An 18051-nucleotide genomic window follows, 5' to 3' on the forward strand; every position below is an offset into this window, starting at 1 on the left:
CGAACCGTGCTGATTTCAACTCTCGTCAGGCCATCGGGTGACTGCTAGTTTTCGGCTCATCGACATATTCGCATGTCGACATGCCTGTCACCGCCCGGTGTCGGCCACACCTGCAGTACACAGGAGCGTCGTATGACCGTCACCGATCAGTACCTCGACAACAACCAGGCCTACGCCGCCCAGTTCGACGGTCCCCTGCCTCTGCCACCGTCGAAGCACGTGGCAGTGGTCGCGTGCATGGACGCCCGACTCGACGTCTACCGCATTCTCGGTCTTGCCGACGGCGAAGCCCACGTGATTCGCAATGCCGGCGGTGTGATCACCGACGACGAGATCAGGTCGCTGGCCATCAGTCAGCGTCTGCTCGGCACCAAGGAGATCATCCTGATCCATCACACCGACTGCGGCATGCTCACCTTCACCGATGACGAGTTCAAGAAAGATCTGCAGGACGAGACGGGCATCAAGCCGAACTGGGCTGCCGAGTCGTTCACCGAACTGGACCGCGATGTTCGCCAGTCGCTCGCCCGCATCGAGCAGAGCCCGTTCGTCACGAAGCACGAATCCATTCGAGGCTTCGTCTTCGATGTCGCAACCGGGAAGCTGAACGAAGTCACCGGATAGACCCCGCCACCCATATCGCCGCGTACGAGCAAGCCCGTGCGCGGCGATAGTCTTCTCCGGTGACCGACTACTCCGCCGATCTTGCCCTTGCCCTCAGGCTCGCCGACGAGGCCGACGCCATCACTCGTCGACGATTTCTGGCCATGGATCTCTCGGTGGACTCGAAGCCGGATCTCACACCGGTGAGCGACGCAGACCTGGCCGTCGAGACGATGATTCGCGGCGAGCTCGGTTCGGAGCGTTCCGGCGATGCCTTGCTGGGCGAGGAGTTCGGCGGCACCGCGACCTTCAGCGGTCGCCAGTGGGTGGTGGATCCCATCGACGGCACCAAGAATTTCGTGCGCGGCGTGCCCGTGTGGGCAACGTTGATCGCTCTGCTGGACGACGGCGTACCGCGAGTAGGAGTCGTCAGCGCCCCTGCATTGAACAGGCGATGGTGGGCCGCACACGATCAGGGCGCCTGGACGGCATCGGACGGGGGCACTCCGCGCAACATCACGGTCTCGAAGGTCGATTCGTTGGCGTCGTCGAGTCTGAGCTTCTCCAGCCTCTCAGGCTGGTCCGATCTCGGTATCAGAGACCGATTCCTCGATCTCACCGATGCCGTCTGGCGGGTGCGCGGCTACGGCGACTTCTTCTCGTACTGCCTGGTCGCAGAGGGCGCGGTCGATATCGCGGCCGAACCCGAGGTCTCGCTGTGGGACCTGGCTGCGCTCGATGTCCTCGTGCGCGAGGCCGGCGGCGACTTCACCGCACTGGACGGCACCGAAGGCCCGCACGGCGGCAGCGCGGTGGCCACCAATGGCCTACTGCAGAGCGAGGTACTCGAGCGATTGTCCCCCGACGCCTGAATTACGACTACAGAACCGCAGCGAGAACCAGCGCAATCAGCGGCGTGATCCCCTGGACGAATGCGGCCCGGAAGTACTTGGCACCACCGGTGGCCAGAACCAGAGCGGCTCCGACGATGCTCGCGCACGCGAAGTAGACGATCGCGTCGCCCGCCGATCCACCGACGAGGAGGCCGACCACGATTCCGACGGCGAGAAACAGGTTGTAGAAGCCCTGATTGAAGGCCATCGGCTTCACGACGTCGGCGTCGTGCTGGCTCGCGACTCCGAAGCGGGACCACACAGCAGGCTTGGTCCACACCACACTTTCCATCACGAAGATGACGACGTGAAGGGCTGCGGCGAGGGCGGCGAAGATCTGAGCGGTGAGATGCACGGAAACAGCCTGTCACATTGATACGACGCACGATACGAACTGCTGTTGGGGTGTCGTGGGCCACCGGTACTTACTCGACGGTAGACAGCTAACTTACTCGGGAGTAAGATCTGTGAAGTCCGTGACCGACGCCGAGGAACTGGTGATCATGAGCAAGCAAGACAGTGTGGTCGACGCGAAGCGCCCGAAGGTGCCCCGCGATACTTCTGCGGTTGGCCTCAACCCGTTCAAGAGAGATGCGATCGGAACCGCGATGCGCGTTCTGACCGCCATCACCGGATCTGAACTGGCGGAGAAGTACAACCTCCGCCAGACGATCGACCGGGTGACGTACGAGAGCACCAAGACCGGGTTCAAGACACTCGGCGCGGCCAATCGCACGTTCGCCAAGGTCACCGGCAGCGGCAAGCCCAAGCGTCTCGACGACGGCGCAGCCAAGAACCTGAGCTACTTCGACCTGACGCCCGACGACGAACAGCGCATGATCGTCGAGACGGTCAAGGAGTTCGCCGAGGAAATCCTCCGGCCGGCCGCCTTCGACGCAGATCACAACGCCTCCTCACCGGAGGATCTGGTTCGCCGATCCGCCGAACTCGGCATCACGCTGATCAACGTCCCCGAGGAACTCGACGGTGCCGCCAGCGAGCGCGGAGCCGTCACCAATTCTCTCGTCGCCGAGGCACTCGCCCACGGCGACATGGGCCTGGCACTGCCCATCCTCGCGCCCAGCGGTGTCGCCGTCGCTCTCACCCAGTGGGGCACCGACGCCCAGCAGAAGACGTACCTTCCCGCATTCGTCGGCGAGAAGGTGCCGAACGCCGCGGTGGTCGTCAACGAGCCCCGCGCCCTGTTCGACCCGTACGCGCTGCAGACCAAGGCCGTCCGCTCCCCCAGCGGCTACAAGCTCAACGGCGTCAAGAGTCTCGTGCCTGCTGCTGGAAGCTCCGAGCTGTTCGTCATCGCCGCAGAGCTCGAGGGCCGCCCGGCATTCTTCATCGTCGAGTCCGACTCCAAGGGCCTGGTCGTCGAAGCCGACCCGAGCATGGGTCTGCGCGCAGCAGGTCTGGGCCGTCTGATCCTGACCGACGTCGCAGTGCCCGAATCGGCTCTGCTCGGCGACGGTGACGCAGATCAGCGGGCCGCCGAGTACAGCGCTGCCATCGGCCTCGCGCGACTCGGCTGGGCATCACTGGCCGTCGGTACCAGCCAGGCCGTACTCGACTACGTCGTTCCGTACGTCAACGACCGTGTCGCCTTCGGTGAGCCGATCAGCAACCGTCAGGCCGTGGCCTTCATGGTCGCCAACATCGCCATCGAGCTCGACGGCATGCGGTTGGTCACGCTGCGTGGTGCGTCTCGCGCCGAGCAGGGACTGTCGTTCACTCGTGAGTCTGCGCTGGCTCGTCGACTCGCTTCCGAGAAGGGCATGCAGATCGGTTCCGACGGCGTGCAGCTGCTCGGCGGTCACGGCTTCACCAAGGAGCACCCGGTGGAGCGCTGGTACCGCGATCTGCGGTCCGTCGGCGTCGCCGAGGGCATCGTTCTCATCTAGCTCGCCGCCCCGAATTCCATGGCACTCACCCAAGGACATACACGATGATCAATCTTGAACTTCCCAAGAAGCTTCGGGCGCAGGCGAATCAGGCTCACCAGGTCGCTGCCGAGATCTTCCGCCCGATTTCCCGCAAATACGACCTCGCCGAGCACGAGTATCCGGTGGAACTCGACACGATGGCGTCGATGGTCGAAGGCATGTCCGACGCCGGTGGCGAAATCGGCGGCGCTGCCGGTGGCCGCGAGAAGGACAGCGAGTCCGCTCCCAAGCCCAGCAAGACCGCGAACTCCAACGGCGGCAACATGTCTGCCCTGGTCAATGTGATCGAGACGTGCTGGGGCGACGTCGGCCTCACCCTGTCGATCCCCTACCAGGGACTCGGCAACTCGGCGATCGCCGCGGTGTCCACCGACGAGCAGCTCGAGCGCTTCGGCAAGGTATGGGCCTCGATGGCCATCACCGAGCCCGGCTTCGGTTCGGACTCCGCAGCAGTCACCACCACCGCTGTTCTCGATGGCGACGAGTGGGTACTCAACGGCGAGAAGATCTACGTGACCGCCGGTGAACGATCCACCCACATCGTGGTGTGGGCAACGGTCGACAAGTCGCTCGGTCGTGCAGCGATCAAGTCGTTCGTCGTCCCGCGTGACGCTCCGGGCCTGTCGGTCGCTCGCCTCGAGCACAAGCTGGGCATCAAGGCGTCCGATACCGCGGCGCTGCTGCTCGAGGACTGCCGCATTCCGAAGGACAACCTGCTCGGTACCGCCGAGGTGAACGTCGAAAAGGGCTTCGCCGGCGTCATGCAGACGTTCGACAACACGCGTCCCCTGGTCGCAGGTATGGCAATCGGCGTCGCCCGCGCAGCACTCGAAGAGCTGCGGTCCATCCTCGTCGATGCCGGAGTGGAGATCTCCTACGAGACCCCCGCCTACAACCAGCACGCGGCTGCCGCGGAATTCCTGCGGCTCGAAGCGGACTGGGAAGCTGCCCACCTGCTCGCACTGCGCGCAGCGTGGATGGCCGACAACAAGGAGCCCAACTCCTTGCAGGCCTCGATGTCCAAGGCCAAGGCCGGCCGCTCGGCAGTCGACATCACCCTGAAGGCGGTCGAGTTGGCCGGTACCTACGGCTACTCCGAACGCCCGCTGCTCGAGAAGTGGAGCCGCGACTCCAAGATTCTCGACATCTTCGAGGGCACGCAGCAGATCCAGCAACTCATCGTTGCCCGACGCGTACTCGGAAAGTCGTCGGCAGAACTGAAGTGACATATCCGGCTCGTCGTCGAGCCACACGGTGACGAAAGCGGCATCGGACCATCGGTCCGATGCCGCTTTTTCGTGCACTGCAGAAAATTTCGGACGCCGGTGTCGATATCGTGTCTTCTCGAGCGTCGTCTTCGTGTACGGCGACTCACGCCGCGACACCGAGGTATCGAACCCAGGAGCGCACCATGAAGTACATCCTCTTGATCAACGCAAACACCGCACCGGGAGCAGCTCCGGGTTGCAGCAGCGTGGAGGACTGGATGACCTACGAGAAGGAAATGAAGGAGGCGGGCGTCTACGTCTCCGGTCATGCGATGGCGGACCTCACCACCGCCACGGCGGTGCGCGTCGATGCCACCACCGGAGAACGCACCGTCACCGACGGGCCGTACGCCGAGTCACACGAAGTACTGGGCGGCTACGACGTCATCGACGTTCCTGACCTCGATTCCGCACTCGAATGGGCGACGCGATGCCCCGGTTCGAAAGACGGCGGCACCGTCATCGTTCGTCCACTTGCAGAATTCTGACCCACGGGGTCGTTCGGTGAGCGAGTCCGAGGTTCATCGAGCGCTCGACTCGGTCTTCCGTGCCGAGCGCTCGATGCTGCTCGCGTCGTTGGTTCAGCGCTACCGTGATCTCGATCTCGCCGAGGAGGTGACGTCGGATGCCATCGAGGCGGCTCTGAAGCATTGGCCGATCGATGGCATACCGTCCAAGCCCGGAGCCTGGTTGCTCACCGCTGCCCGCCGAAAGGCGGTCGATCGCCTGCGACGCGATCAGACGCTCGCTGCGAAGATCGGAGTGCTGCAGGCCGATTCGGATCGCAGCGAACCGCATCCGCCGGGTCCGCTCGACGAAGATCTACCCGACGACCGACTGCAGTTGTTCTTCACCTGCGCGCATCCGACGCTTGCGGCCGGCGACCGCCTCGCGTTGACCCTTCGGTGTCTGGCCGGTCTCACCACCGCCGAGGTCGCGCGTGCACTACTCATCCCTCCGGCCACGGCAGCACAACGAATAGTGCGAGCCAAGAACAAGATTCGCGTCGTCCGCATACCCTTTCGAGTTCCGGGCTCGGACGAGTTGGCCGGCAGAGTGCCGATGGTGCTCGAAGTCGTCTATTCGATCTTCACCGAGGGCTACTCGGCGACGTCGGGCGACCGAGTGGGGCGCATCGACCTCACCACCGAGGCGATCGGCATGGGACGCCTGTTGCACGCAGCACTGCCGACAGAGTCCGAGGTGACCGGCCTGCTGGCGTTGATGTTGCTGACCGACGCCAGACGCCGCGCACGAATCGACGCGCACGGCGATATTGTGCTGCTGGCCGATCAGGACCGGCGATCGTGGAACGCCGAGTTCGTCAGGGAAGGGACGGAACTCGTGGTCGACGCACTCCGCGGCGGCCCGAGCGGACCCTATGCGGTGCAGGCAGCGATCGCCGCGCTGCACGACGAGTCGCCGAACACCGACTGTACCGACTGGACCCAAATCGTTGCCCTCTACGACATATTGATGGATCGGGGCCCGAATGCGATCGTCGCATTGAACCGAGCAGTTGCTCTTGCCATGCGCGACGGTCCCGCCGCCGGCCTGCGCGAGCTGGACCTGCTTGCCGACGAACCGTCGCTGCGCCGCTACCACCCGTACCCGATGGCGAAAGCCGATCTGCTGCACCGACTCGGCCGGCTCGACGAGGCGGCAGAGCAGTATCGACAGGCTCTGGACCGTGCACGAACAGCACCGGAGAAGCGACTGCTCCAGCGTCGCTTGGCCGACGTGAACGGCATCGCTCAGGCAGACAGAACAGAATCGACCTGAATCGAGCTCAACGGCCGATCGGCGTACACCAGGCGAACTGCGTCGGCATCGGGATTGCCGACGTCGGGTCCACGGGTGATCAACTCCAGGCCCGCGCGCTGGGCCACTCGGGCCGACGCGACGTTGTGTTCGAGGAGGTACGCCACGATCGGCAATTCGGGCTCGGTTCGGTGCGCGCGCTCGACTGCGATCTCACACATCTCCGCGGCGTACCCGTTTCCCTGCGCGTCGGGATGGAGGCGATAGCCGAGATTCCAGAACGCGTTCTGCCGCTTCGAGCACCCGCCGTAGCCACTGATCGTGCAGCTGCCGCGCTCACGAATGATCCACGTGGCCAATCCATCCCGCCGCCACTGGTCCACCCAGCCCAGCAACATTCGTTCGGTCGCGCTGAGATCGGTGTGCCGCAGGCTGGGAAAGTGGGTCCACGACTGCGGATCGCTGCAGATCGCGTACAGCGCATCGAGATCCGTGACGACCGGCTCGTCGAGATCGAGACGCGAGGTTCGTGTTCGCACACCGTGGATCCTAAGGGGAAGAAGTCTGGTAGACCGGTGGTACACGATCGAGCGAAGGGTGTGACCGTCATGGCCGAGTGGGTCAAGAAGATCGAAGAGAACGCGAAGGGCCTCATCGCAGAGGCAGAGCAAGAACTGACGGCACTCGAGGGTGTGGACACGGTAGACCTCACCGCCGATGACACCGACGAGTCCGAGACGGTCACCAGTGACGATGGGCGCGAGCAAGTCTCGGACTGAACCCTCGATGTGGCCGAAGGACATGCCCGCTGCGGCATGTCGACCGTCGCGACTCTGATCCCCGCGTCGCCGCTGACCCCTGAAGACCGATCAATCGTCGAATACGGACCAGCAGATACTGTTTCTCTTCTTCTGGTCTTCCAGCACCAAATCACGCACGCTCTCCGGCAGTCGATCCCGCTGCCACCGGAGTTCCTCTCGCCCGGCAACTGTCTCCCTGCCGGTAGGTGCGGCGGCCCTGGCCGCCTTGATCGCGTACGCAGCCGCTCCGAGGTCGTGTTCGGGTACGTGTGCCACACACGCGGCCTGGCCGGCGGCGTAGGCGGCGAAGCGTGCAGCGCCGCTCTGGGGCCGTGCCGCACCCATGCTGTGGCCGCCGAGGGCGCGGGTCGCCATCATCGCGAGTTCACCGCGTGTCCACGCCCGAATGCCCTCGATTGCCTCACGCGGCCGCGAATCGGACGGCTCGGCCCCCTCGAACAATCCGAGCACGTGTTCCGCACACTCGGCGGCCCACAGCGCGAGACTTCGATGGTCGGCGTCGGACAACAAGCCGCCGCGGTGCACCGTGATCAGCCGTGGATCTCTGACGGCCGGGAGAATCATGCGTCGATGAGAACACGAAAGAGGCCCGAGACAATAGTCTCGGGCCTCTTTCGTAGTGGTAGCGGGGACAGGATTTGAACCTGCGACCTCTGGGTTATGAGCCCAGCGAGCTACCGAGCTGCTCCACCCCGCGATGCATCTACGAAGTTACTCCCGCGCGTACGGCCAATGCAAATCACGTGACGATCGCGTGCCTCCACGCCCGCCGGACGCATGCACTCGAGGCAGTCCTTCTCCGCGTTTATCACGTCGAAGCGCATAGAAAATAGTGCTCCGCGTCTCTTTTCATGCGTGTTTCACGTCACATAACAGTCGGGTTACGAAGGGGAAACATTAGCGCCACGAGCCCAGCTGAGCTGGTAAAAGACCCCCACCCGTCCCACCATGTGGTCATGCGTCGTCCCATTTTCGCTCCGTGACGCTGAGTGAATCCTCGACTACCTTCACGGACGGCCCTAAACCGCTGGGCCTGCACCACCCCGCCGCTCCCTTCGCTCTGCCCCGCGGGTGTGGTCCCCAAGACGTACGGGGGCAGAGCCGCGACGATACGAAGTGCCTGGTCATTCTCGCCATAAAGCCGGCGAAACGATTGCAGGCCAGTCGCGCCAGTCGAGCGCGGAGAGGATTCACCCCGAATGACCACACAGAACAATTTCGGCAAGCGTGCACTCGGATTGGCCGCCATCGCAGGTGCCGCCGTAGCAATCCCCCTCGGCCTCTCTGCCGGAACCGCCAGCGCAGCCACCCACAACTGGGACGGCGTCGCACAGTGCGAAAGTGGTGGCAACTGGAGCATCAACACCGGAAACGGCTACTACGGTGGCCTGCAGTTCTCGCAGAGCACCTGGACGGCCAACGGTGGATCCGGATCGCCGGCCAACGCATCCAAGGCAGAACAGATCCGCGTAGCGGAGAACACCCTGCAGAGCCAGGGACCGGGCGCATGGCCAGTATGCGGGCAGCAGCTGACCACCGGCACCTCCACGCCCGCACCCGAGGCCGCTCCCGCGCCGAAGGCCGCTCCGGCACCCGCACCGGCCGTCGCACCGGAGGCTGCAGCCGCCACACAGGCTGCACAGGGCGCATTCGATGCAGCATCCAAGTTGGCCGACCAGTACGGCCTGAGCACTCAGTTCCAGCACCTCGTCGCTGCGAACTCCCCCGTGCTCGCGCCCATCGGACGCTGATCCCGAGCAGTTCACACGAGCTGCAGCTTCACAACGAAAGAGCCGCCTCACCATACGGTGAGGCGGCTCTTTCGCTCATGTCAGCGGGACCCGACCGAACAGATCAGCTACCTGCGCGGTTGTAGGCGTCGACGGCGGTCTGCAGATTCTCGAGTGCAGTGCCGAGATCCGCAAGGTTTCCGCTCTGCTGCGCGGTGCGCACAGCGGAGAGAGCAGAATTCAAACCGGAGACGGCCGCATCCCGGGTCGTCGAAGAACCGGTGGCCGGTGCCGGAGTTGCTGAGGGCGTGCCGCCGTCGGACGGCGTCGTCTCGGGCACGGCACCCGGCTGGGTGGTGCCGTCGGTCTCACCGGGTGCGGTGACGGTCCGTCCGGCACCCGCTCCGAACACCTGCTCGATGGCTTCGGGCAGGGTCGCGGCATAGCCGACTCGTCCCTCGTACGAGACCAGCACTCGAATCAACTGCGGGTACGCCGATGCCTCGTTGGTACGCGAGGCGTACACGGGCTCCACGTAGATCAACCCGCCGTTGCCGACCGGAAGGGTCAGCAGGTTGCCGAACTCGACAGTGTTCTCACGGCGCACGATGCCCAAGCTCTCGGACACGTCCGTCGTCGTCGTCATCTGGTTCTGCACCTGATTCGGACCCTGAGTGGATGTATCCGTCGGCAATCTCAGCACGGTGATCTTGCCGTAGTTTTCCGGATCGGAATCTGCACTGACGTACGCGCCGAGAACTTCACGCCGGTAACCGACCAACGCACTGGTCAGCTGGAACGACGCCTGGTTCTCCTCGTTGGAGACATCGGACGCGACGACGTAGTACGGCGGCTGCTTGGCCGAGGTGTTCTCGGCCGTCGGGTCCGTCGGAACTTCCCAGAAGGCGTTGTTGGTGAAGAACTCTCGCGGATCGTTGACGTGGTACTTGGTGAGCAGCTCACGCTGGACCTTGAACAGGTCCTCCGGGTAACGGAAGTGATCGCGAAGTTCGTCGGACACCTGATCCTTCGGGATGACGGTTCCGGGGAACACGCCTTCCCATGCCTTGAGCACAGGATCGTTCTCATCCTGTTCGTAGAGCTTGACGGTGCCGTCGTAGGCATCGACAGTGGCCTTCACCGAGTTCCGGATGTACGACACTTCCCGGCTCGGCAGCGCACGCGTCGTGGTGGACTCGATGCTGTCGGCAGTGGCGTCTTCGAGCGACATCCGCTGGGCATACGGGAAGTTGTCCAACGTGGTGTAGCCGTCGATGATCCAGACGAGCTTGCCCTCGACGATCGCCGGGTAGGTCGATCCGTCGGTGGTCAACCAGGGTGCAACCTTCTGGACCCTGTCGCGGGGATCGCGATTGAACAGAATCTTCGACTCGTCACCGATCACACTCGAGAAGAGGATGTTGCGCTCGGCGTACTTGCTGGCGAACACCAGACGGTTGAAGAAATTGCCGATGTTCACCCCGGCCGCACCGTCGTAGGTGTAGCTCTTGCTGTCGGTGTCGTACTCGCGAGGCTCGCCGGTGGAACCGACGATCGAGTAGTCGGCATCGGAGTTGGCGATGACCGGTCCGAAATAGATGCGCGGCTGATCGAGGTCGCCGGGGCCGTCCTTGCGAATCGAGCCCTCGGCATCGTTCTCGATCCAGTTCACCTGGTAGTTGGGGTAACCGCCCCGTCCGCCGCTGGATTCGTCGGCGACGGCTTCGTCGACGGAGTTGGCGGGTGCTGCCACGAAGCCGTTTCCGTGGGTGAACACCGTATGGCGGTTGATCCAGTCACGCTGGTTCGCGTCGAGCGTCTGCGGTGAGATCTCACGCGCGGCAACGACGTAATCGCGGAGGTTGCCGTCTGCATCCGGATACCGGTCCACGGCCAGCGTGTCGGGGAACCCGTAGAAGTTTCGGATCTGACGCTGCTGGGTGAAGGTCGGTGCCAGGATGTTCGGGTCGAGCAGACGGATGTTGGACATCGTCGCCGACTCCGACGCCACCTCACCGGGGCTCAACGCTGCTTCGCCGGAGTAGTTCCGATAAGTGACCACGTCATCGGTCAACCCGTACGCGGCTCGGGTGGCCGCGATGTTGCGCTCGATGTACGTGCTCTCCTTGTCGGCCGCGTTCGGACGCACCGAGAACTGCTCCATGACCAACGGCCAGACTGCACCGATCAGGATCGACGAGAGCACCAGCAATGCCGTGGCCAACGCCGGAATTCTGAGGTCGCGCAAGAAAATTGCCGAGAAGAACGCGATCGCACAGATCACTGCGATGGCCAACAGAATGAGTTTCGCCGGCAACACGGCATTGATGTCGGTGAATCCGGCTCCGGTGAATGTCGGCTCCTTGCGACCGCTCGACAACAACGTGTACCGGTCGAACCAGTAGGCAACGGCCTTGAGCAGAACGAAGCTGCCGGCGATGACAGCGAGTTGAATTCGCGCCGAGCGGGTGAGTGCACCTTCGCGCCCGGCGAGCCGGATCCCGCCGAATACGTACTGCGTCACCAGGTTCGCGAAGAACGCAACCAAGATGGCAACGAACAGCCAGTTCAGGATGAATCGGTAGAACGGCAGGTCGAACGAGTAGAACCCGACGTCGAGGCCGAACTGCGGGTCGGTCTGGCCGAAGTCTCCGCCGTGCAGGAACAGCTGCACGGTCACCCAGTTGGTCTGGGCGATCATGCCGGACAGGAATCCGAACACCACCGGAATTCCGATGCCGAACAGGCGCAACCGACTCATCACCGTGGTGCGGTACCGCGCGATCGGATCGTTGGGACCGGCCACCGGAACGAACACCGGACGGTTGCGGTACGCCAACAACAATGCGGCGAACACGATGAGTCCGACGACCAGAGCGACGACGAGGAAGATCACCAATCGCGTCAGCAGCGTAGTGGTGTACACGCCACGGAAGTCGACTTCGCCGAACCACAGCCAATTGGTGTACATGTCGATCAGACGGGGACCGATGAGTAGCAGACCTGCTGCTACCAAGGCCAGTACGAGCAAGATCCGGCTTCGCCGCGACAACGACGGCATACCGGTGGGGGGCCTCATGCCCACGAGCCACACTCCAACTTCGGGCGACGCCGACGGCGCCGCAGATGACTTAGGCGGTGCACATTCCGTGCACCGCATGTCCGTTTCGCCCTACTGTACGTACGTTGATCCTACGGCTGCGACAGCCGTACTGCGGCCACTGTCGACCGCAGGTCAGGAGGGTCGGCATCCATAGAACCATCCGGATGCGAGGATAGTGCCGTGAGCAACGACAGCGACGGACTGCCCGGCCGAGATGATTTCGGTGACGAGTTCAACCCCGAGTCGGGTGGACAGGATGTGGCGCAGGCTTTGGCCCGGTGCGCGCGTGAAGTAGCGGACTTCGTCGACGCAGGCGGATGGCACCAGGCACCCCAGATGTTCGCCTTGGTACCCACAGCGACTCTTGCAGCAGCGGAACCCGGTCTGCTCGAGGACTTGGCCGACGGCGCAGCTCTGACTCCGATTCAGCAGCACTCACTCCCCGAGGACATCACCGGCGGCTCCCCCGCCCTGGACGAATTCCTCGCCACCTCGACGTGGCCCGAGGGTGTCGTCGGATGCGCTCTGGTGCAAGAGATCGTCGTACTTCCCCCGGCCGCCGAATCGACCCTCGACGATGCCTTGATGCCGTTGCTCGCCGATCCCGACGCAGCAGACCGAGCGGCACGCTCGGCCGCCGAGAACCATCCCGAGAAGCGGGATGCCCGGTTGATCGTCGCGGTCCTCAAGGACGGCCCATCGCTGACGCTGCTGCAGTTGCACCCGGACGAGGACGCAGACCCCTTCGCGCCGATCGACCTTCGCGTCGCAGAAAATCTGGCACCGAACGTCGTACACGGGCTCTACGCCACCTTCGACACCGTCGAAGACGACTGAGCCGGCCCGTCGAAGACGACTGAGCCGGGCCGTCGACGCCGTGACTCGAGACCGGTCAGCTGCAGGACGGCGCGTCGGCACCCGAGCCGATCGCCTGCAGCGCCTCGACCGCACTGTCCAGTGATTCGACGCGCACCAGGCGGAGTCCGTCTGGAACGTTCTGCGTCGCCTCACCGCAGTTCGCGTCCGGAACCAGGAACGTGGTGGCTCCCGCTTCACGGGCGGCGATCAGCTTGTACGGAATGCCGCCGATCGGGCCGACCGTTCCGTCGGCATCGATGGTTCCGGTGCCTGCGACAAATTCTCCGTTGCTCAATTCGCCGGGACTGAGTTTGTCCACCACGGCGAGGCTGAACATCAGTCCGGCCGAGGGTCCGCCGACGTCGGCGAGGTTGAACTTGACCTCGAACGGGACCCCGGGCTGCTCTTCGGGAGTGACGCCGAGGTAGCCCTTGGATGCGTCGTCGGGCCGCGCGCCCAGGACCACCGCACTCGTCTGCGTCGTACCGTCTCGCACGTACTCGATGTCCAGCGAATCACCCGGCGCTCGGGCGCTGACGGCCTCACGCACCGCCGACGCGGTGGCTACCGGGCTGCCGCCGACCGAGACGAGCGTGTCACCCACGTTCAGCACCCCGGCGGCGGGTCCGTCCTCGGCCACACTCGCCACAGCCAGCGACACAGGTAGATCCAGGTGGTGCAGGGCGGCGAGTTCGGCGCTGGACTCGGACTCCTCGAAATCCGCTTGGTTGCCCTCCTGCACTTCTTCCTTGGACTTGTCCGGCGGATAGACCTCTTCGCGCGGAACGAGGCCCTGACGACCGCTCGCCCAGAAGCCGATGGCCTCGAACAGATTGAGCTGGTCACGCACGGCCACGGTCGTCATGTTCAGATGACCTGTCGTCGGATCGACGTCGGTTCCGTCGATCTGCACCACGGGCACACCGTCGACATCGCCGAGGGTGTTGTATGTGGGGCCGGGGCCGAGGGCGGCGAACGGAACGGTGACGACCGATCCGGTGACGCCCAGCACCACCACCGGTACCAGCGCAGCGACAAGAGTGGCGATCCTTCGGTTCACTCGGTAGACACTAGATCCGAACGCGCGGCGCTGTGGATACCGCCCCTGCCGGAGCCCGTTGCGCGCGGTGCCGAGTTCGTTCTGCGCACAGCGTCGAGCTTCTTCTGTTCGCCGTCAGCGTGACGATCTTCCGCGCTCCCCGTGCACATGGCTTGTACCGTTGAGACATGAGCAATTTTGGTTTCGGTGCTTCCGACGACGACCCGGACAAGAAGAAGGATCCGGACGGTTCGGGCAACCCCGCCGGTTTCGGCTTCGGCGCAGAGGGCTTCGACCCTGCCCAGCTGGGCCAGATGCTCACCCAGTTCGGTCAGATGCTCAGTGGCATGGGCGCTGCCGGTGCCGGTGGGGCCGGTTCCGGTCCGGTGAACTACGACTTGGCCAAGCAGCTGGCGCGTCAGCAGATGGGTGATTTCAGCCCGGTGTCGACGGGCGAGCGAGAGGCGATCACCGACGCCGCACACCTGGCCGAGCTCTGGCTGGACGGGGCGACGACGCTGCCTGCCGGTGCTACGAAGACCGTTGCGTGGACGCCGGTCGACTGGCTCGACAACACGATCGACACGTGGAAGCGGCTGTGCGACCCGGTCGCCGAGCAGATTTCGGGTATGTGGACATCCGGTCTCCCCGCCGAGGCCCAGCAGATGGCCGGGCCCATGATGGGCATGCTGACGCAGATGGGCGGAATGGCCTTCGGCTCGCAGCTCGGTCAGGCCCTCGGACAGCTCTCGAAGGAAGTACTCACCTCGACCGACATCGGCCTACCGCTCGGACCGTCGGGCACGGCGGCGTTGTTGCCGTCGGCCATTGCGTCGTTCAGTGAGGGTCTCGAGCAGCCCGAGCGTGAGGTTCTGGTGTTCCTCGCGGCGAGGGAGGCTGCACACCAACGGCTCTACAGTCACATTCCGTGGTTGCGGCAACGGGTTCTGGCCACGGTCGAGGAATACGCGCGCGGGATCCGGATGGACTTCTCGGCTATCGAGGAGGCAGCAGCGGGCCTCGACCCGTCCGCGCTGACCGATCCGTCGAAAATCGAAGCAATTCTGCAGCAGGGTGCCTTCGAACCACAGACGACGCCGGAGCAGAAGCATGCGCTCGAGCGTCTGGAGACACTTCTGGCCCTGGTCGAAGGATGGGTCGAGACCGTGGTCGCGGCTGCGCTGGGCGACCGGCTGCCCGGGGCTGTGGCACTCGGCGAGACCATCCGCCGACGTCGGGCGTCGGGTGGCCCGGCCGAGCAGACCTTCGCCACGTTGGTCGGCCTCGAACTGCGACCGCGCAAGGTTCGCGAGGCAGCCGAGCTGTGGCGCCAACTCCTTGCCGCAGCCGACATCGAGGGACGCGACGGAGTGTGGGCCCATCCCGACCTGCTGCCCGACTCGTCGGACCTGGACAACCCTGCGGCGTTCATCGACCGCGTCGTCGGTGGTGGAACATCGAACTTCGACGACCCGATAGCACAGCTCGAGGCGATGGAGGCCAAAGAACGCGCGGAAGCCGAACAGGCCGCGGGCAAGGACGACGAGACCAAGGACGACGAGAGCACCGACGGTGATCCCGAAAAGGGTTCATCCACAAGCTGACCCAGTAGATTTCGGATGAGTTCCACTTCTCCGTCGAACGCCTGCTCGGAGGCACAGCCACCCTGTGGATAACGTGCCTCGGGCGGGCCTTCTCGGGAGTGTTCGCTGTCAGAGTGTGTTCCATGATCACACCGACCGTTCGACTCGATCCTGCGGTGGCAATACTGCCTCGACGGGACGGCACCGTTCAACTGGGCTGGAGCCCCGAGACCAGCGTTGTCGTCACTCCGCCTCCCGGTGCCGAGCCGGGTTCGATACTCGAGCTGCTCCGGCTCCTCGCCGCAGGCCGTTCGAGGCCTCATATCGTCTGTCATGCAATGACATTGGGGCTGTCCGCTAATCGAACATCGGCGATGCTGGGCGAGTTGGAGGAGTCCGGGTTGCTGATGCACGGCACGAGCGGGCCCGCCGGGTCGCAGCACGCTACGCCGGACCGGCCGGGGACGGTACGGACCATCCACCTGGTCGGGCGGGGTCCACTGTCGGACGCATTGGCCTCGGGCCTGAGTAGGACCGCCGCCGAGGTGAGCCGGTCGAGCCTGACGCCCACGCGTTACCCACAGTCGGCGGTGAATTCGTGGACCTACGACGTCGTCGTACTCGCCGACGATCTGGTCGCCGAGCCTCGGTTGGTGACCGATCTGGTGCGCATCCGCATCCCGCATCTTCAGGTTCGACTGCGGGACGGGAAGGGTGTGGTCGGCCCCTTCGTACTGCCCGGCCGAACGAGTTGCCTGCGCTGCGCAGATCTGACTCGCTGCGACCTCGATCCCGAGTGGCCGCATCTGTCGGCTCAGCTGCTCGGCACTGTCGGCCAGGCCAGCAGCGCGACGGTGTTGGCCACGGCCGCGTTTGCGTTCGCTCAGCTCGAACCCCTCATCGGCCGTTCCGACGCGTCGATGCCCGAAACCGCCGACTGCACGATGGAGCTGGATCTTGCAGCACGTGCAACCACGGTGCACAAGAGACTGTGGTCCAAGCACCCACACTGTGATTGCTGGCATTGACCAGACACAGTCACCTCGGCCGATACGGGCCGGTCCGAGCAATTGTCGGAAGGTTCAGCCATGATGGAGTTGTGTCTGACATACCGCGCCGTGGATCGACTCGTACTGCAAAACTGGCCAGCATTCCACTGGGAATGGCGGGCCGTGCTGCTGTGGGCTTCGGCAAGAAGCTTGCCGGCGGAAATCGCGACGAGATCGATGCGGACATGGCCGCCAAAGCTGCAGAACAGCTCTTCTCCGTTCTCGGGGAGCTCAAGGGCGGTGCCATGAAGCTGGGGCAGATGCTCTCGGTGATGGAAGCCGCCGTTCCCGAGGAGTATTCCGAGCCGTACCGGGAAGCGCTGACCAAGCTCCAGGCGCAGGGTCCGCCCATGCCGGCAAAGACGGTCCACAGAGTGTTGGATCAACAACTCGGAACGGCGTGGCGATCTCGCTTTCTCGATTTCGACGACACTGCGATCGCCTCGGCGAGCATCGGCCAGGTGCACCGGGCCACGTGGTCGGACGGACGGGACGTCGCAGTAAAAATTCAGTACCCGGGTGCGGACGATGCATTGCGCTCCGACCTCAAGACTCTGTCGCGTTTCGCGAACCTGTTCAGCACCGTGCTCGCGGGCACCGACGTCAAGCCGGTACTCGAGGAGCTCACTGCTCGTACCGAGGACGAGCTCGACTACCGTATCGAGGCCTCGAATCAGCGGGTGTTCAGCAAGGAGTTCGCGGGCGATCCGCAATTCGCAATACCCAAAATAGTTGCCAGTGCGCCCAAAGTCGTTGTCAGCGAATGGATGACGGGTCGACCGTTGGCCGACGTCATTGCAAACGGAACGGCCGAGGAACGGAACCGGGCGGGCGAGCTACTTGCCCTGTTCGCGTTCGTGTCACCCGCTCGGGCGAAGTTGCTGCACGCCGACCCGCATCCAGGAAACTTCATGATGCTCGAGGACGGGCGCATGGGCGTCATCGATTTCGGTGCGTGCGCTCCGATGCCCGTCGGTCTTCCGCCGGTTCTCGGCCGGATGGTCTCCCTCGCACGCGACGAGAAATTCGACGAACTCGTGGTGTTGTTCACCGAGAGCGGTTTCGTTGTGCCGGGCCGAACGGTGACAGAGAAAGAAATCGCCGACTACCTGCGTCCCTTCACCGACCCGATCCACACCGAGTCGTTCCACTTCACCCGCGCGTGGCTGCAGAAGGCCGCGGGTACTGCCGCAGATTTCAACAGTGCTCAGTTTCGCACTGTTCGAGCCTTGAACATGCCCGCCGAATACGTGATGATCTTCCGCGTTCTCGGTGGACTGGTGGGAATCTGCGCCCAGCTCGACGCCTACGCGCCGTACATGGCAATCCTCACCGAGTGGATGCCCGGCTTCACCGACTGAACGATTCGGTGAAGCCGGGGATCCGTTCCGGAG

General features: G+C 64.2%; 17 protein-coding genes and 1 tRNA gene. 12 read left to right on the forward strand and 6 right to left on the reverse strand.

The annotated features are described in order from the left end of the window. Positions 1-132: 132 nt before the first annotated feature. Positions 133-624, forward strand: a complete 492-nt coding sequence (locus tag BH93_RS16460) for a beta-class carbonic anhydrase (RefSeq protein WP_037174127.1) — start codon at positions 133-135, stop codon at positions 622-624. Positions 625-683: 59 nt separating this feature from the next. Beyond that, positions 684-1475, forward strand: a complete 792-nt coding sequence (locus BH93_RS16465) for an inositol monophosphatase family protein (protein WP_037174129.1) — start codon at positions 684-686, stop codon at positions 1473-1475. Between the two features lie 7 nt (positions 1476-1482). Here BH93_RS16465 and BH93_RS16470 read toward each other — a convergent pair whose 3' ends face one another. Further along, positions 1483-1851 (reverse strand): DUF1304 domain-containing protein, encoded by a 369-nt coding sequence (locus BH93_RS16470; protein ID WP_032376942.1) that lies wholly within the window; start codon positions 1849-1851, stop codon positions 1483-1485. 142 nt (positions 1852-1993) lie between these two features. On the opposite strand from BH93_RS16470, the gene BH93_RS16475 reads away from it, so the two are divergent. The 4 genes from BH93_RS16475 to BH93_RS16490 all read left to right on the forward strand — a co-directional run bounded on the left by BH93_RS16475 (position 1994) and on the right by BH93_RS16490 (position 6495). Continuing rightward, the gene (locus tag BH93_RS16475; protein ID WP_037174457.1) at positions 1994-3403 is read left to right on the forward strand and encodes an acyl-CoA dehydrogenase family protein; all 1410 of its coding nucleotides are present in this window, start codon (positions 1994-1996) and stop codon (positions 3401-3403) included. A gap of 44 nt (positions 3404-3447) precedes the next feature. Next, positions 3448-4671 carry an acyl-CoA dehydrogenase family protein gene (locus tag BH93_RS16480; protein WP_032403106.1) on the forward strand — a complete coding sequence of 408 codons (1224 nt, stop codon included), beginning with the start codon at positions 3448-3450 and terminating at the stop codon, positions 4669-4671. Between the two features lie 185 nt (positions 4672-4856). Further along, positions 4857-5201 carry a YciI family protein gene (locus BH93_RS16485; protein ID WP_032376940.1) on the forward strand — a complete coding sequence of 115 codons (345 nt, stop codon included), beginning with the start codon at positions 4857-4859 and terminating at the stop codon, positions 5199-5201. 73 nt (positions 5202-5274) lie between these two features. Next, positions 5275-6495, forward strand: coding sequence for an RNA polymerase sigma factor (locus tag BH93_RS16490; RefSeq protein ID WP_052065168.1), 1221 nt, complete (start codon positions 5275-5277; stop codon positions 6493-6495). Here BH93_RS16490 and BH93_RS16495 read toward each other — a convergent pair. After that, positions 6468-7013: a GNAT family N-acetyltransferase gene (locus BH93_RS16495; protein WP_037174131.1), complete on the reverse strand. Its 546-nt coding sequence runs from the start codon at positions 7011-7013 to the stop codon at positions 6468-6470. The two genes, BH93_RS16490 and BH93_RS16495, sit on opposite strands and share 28 nt — an antisense overlap. Before the next feature lie 69 nt (positions 7014-7082). Here BH93_RS16495 and BH93_RS16500 point away from each other — a divergent pair, with 69 nt between their 5' ends. Continuing rightward, on the forward strand, positions 7083-7253 hold the full coding sequence (locus tag BH93_RS16500; RefSeq protein WP_165712728.1) for a hypothetical protein: 171 nt from the start codon (positions 7083-7085) through the stop codon (positions 7251-7253). 90 nt (positions 7254-7343) lie between these two features. On the opposite strand, the gene BH93_RS16505 is transcribed toward BH93_RS16500, so the two are convergent. Further along, a complete protein-coding gene (locus BH93_RS16505) occupies positions 7344-7859 on the reverse strand; it encodes a putative immunity protein (protein ID WP_037174133.1) in 516 nt (171 codons plus the stop codon). Positions 7860-7915: 56 nt separating this feature from the next. Continuing rightward, a tRNA-Met gene (locus BH93_RS16510) sits at positions 7916-7992 on the reverse strand. A 502-nt stretch (positions 7993-8494) separates the two neighbouring features. Between BH93_RS16510 and BH93_RS16515 the strand changes: the two genes are divergently transcribed. Next, entirely contained in the window at positions 8495-9046 is a 552-nt protein-coding gene (locus tag BH93_RS16515; RefSeq protein WP_037174134.1) for a transglycosylase family protein, read from the forward strand. 103 nt (positions 9047-9149) lie between these two features. Here the strand turns inward: BH93_RS16515 and BH93_RS16520 are convergent, their stop codons facing one another. Continuing rightward, positions 9150-12110 carry a UPF0182 family protein gene (locus BH93_RS16520; RefSeq protein ID WP_176457632.1) on the reverse strand — a complete coding sequence of 987 codons (2961 nt, stop codon included), beginning with the start codon at positions 12108-12110 and terminating at the stop codon, positions 9150-9152. A 276-nt stretch (positions 12111-12386) separates the two neighbouring features. Between BH93_RS16520 and BH93_RS16525 the strand changes: the two genes are divergently transcribed. Beyond that, positions 12387-12965, forward strand: coding sequence for a PPA1309 family protein (locus tag BH93_RS16525; RefSeq protein WP_037174459.1), 579 nt, complete (start codon positions 12387-12389; stop codon positions 12963-12965). Between the two features lie 55 nt (positions 12966-13020). On the opposite strand, the gene BH93_RS16530 is transcribed toward BH93_RS16525, so the two are convergent. Continuing rightward, positions 13021-14046 carry a YlbL family protein gene (locus BH93_RS16530; RefSeq protein ID WP_037174137.1) on the reverse strand — a complete coding sequence of 342 codons (1026 nt, stop codon included), beginning with the start codon at positions 14044-14046 and terminating at the stop codon, positions 13021-13023. Positions 14047-14213: 167 nt separating this feature from the next. On the opposite strand from BH93_RS16530, the gene BH93_RS16535 reads away from it, so the two are divergent. The 3 genes from BH93_RS16535 to BH93_RS16545 all read left to right on the forward strand — a co-directional run bounded on the left by BH93_RS16535 (position 14214) and on the right by BH93_RS16545 (position 18018). Then, positions 14214-15629 carry a zinc-dependent metalloprotease gene (locus tag BH93_RS16535; RefSeq protein WP_037174139.1) on the forward strand — a complete coding sequence of 472 codons (1416 nt, stop codon included), beginning with the start codon at positions 14214-14216 and terminating at the stop codon, positions 15627-15629. A 122-nt stretch (positions 15630-15751) separates the two neighbouring features. Then, the gene (locus tag BH93_RS16540) at positions 15752-16636 is read left to right on the forward strand and encodes a hypothetical protein (protein WP_032376931.1); all 885 of its coding nucleotides are present in this window, start codon (positions 15752-15754) and stop codon (positions 16634-16636) included. A gap of 71 nt (positions 16637-16707) precedes the next feature. Further along, positions 16708-18018, forward strand: a complete 1311-nt coding sequence (locus tag BH93_RS16545; RefSeq protein WP_037174141.1) for an ABC1 kinase family protein — start codon at positions 16708-16710, stop codon at positions 18016-18018. Positions 18019-18051: the final 33 nt, after the last annotated feature.

Origin of the sequence: Rhodococcoides fascians A25f, assembly GCF_000760935.2 — a bacterium.
Classification (GTDB): domain Bacteria; phylum Actinomycetota; class Actinomycetes; order Mycobacteriales; family Mycobacteriaceae; genus Rhodococcoides.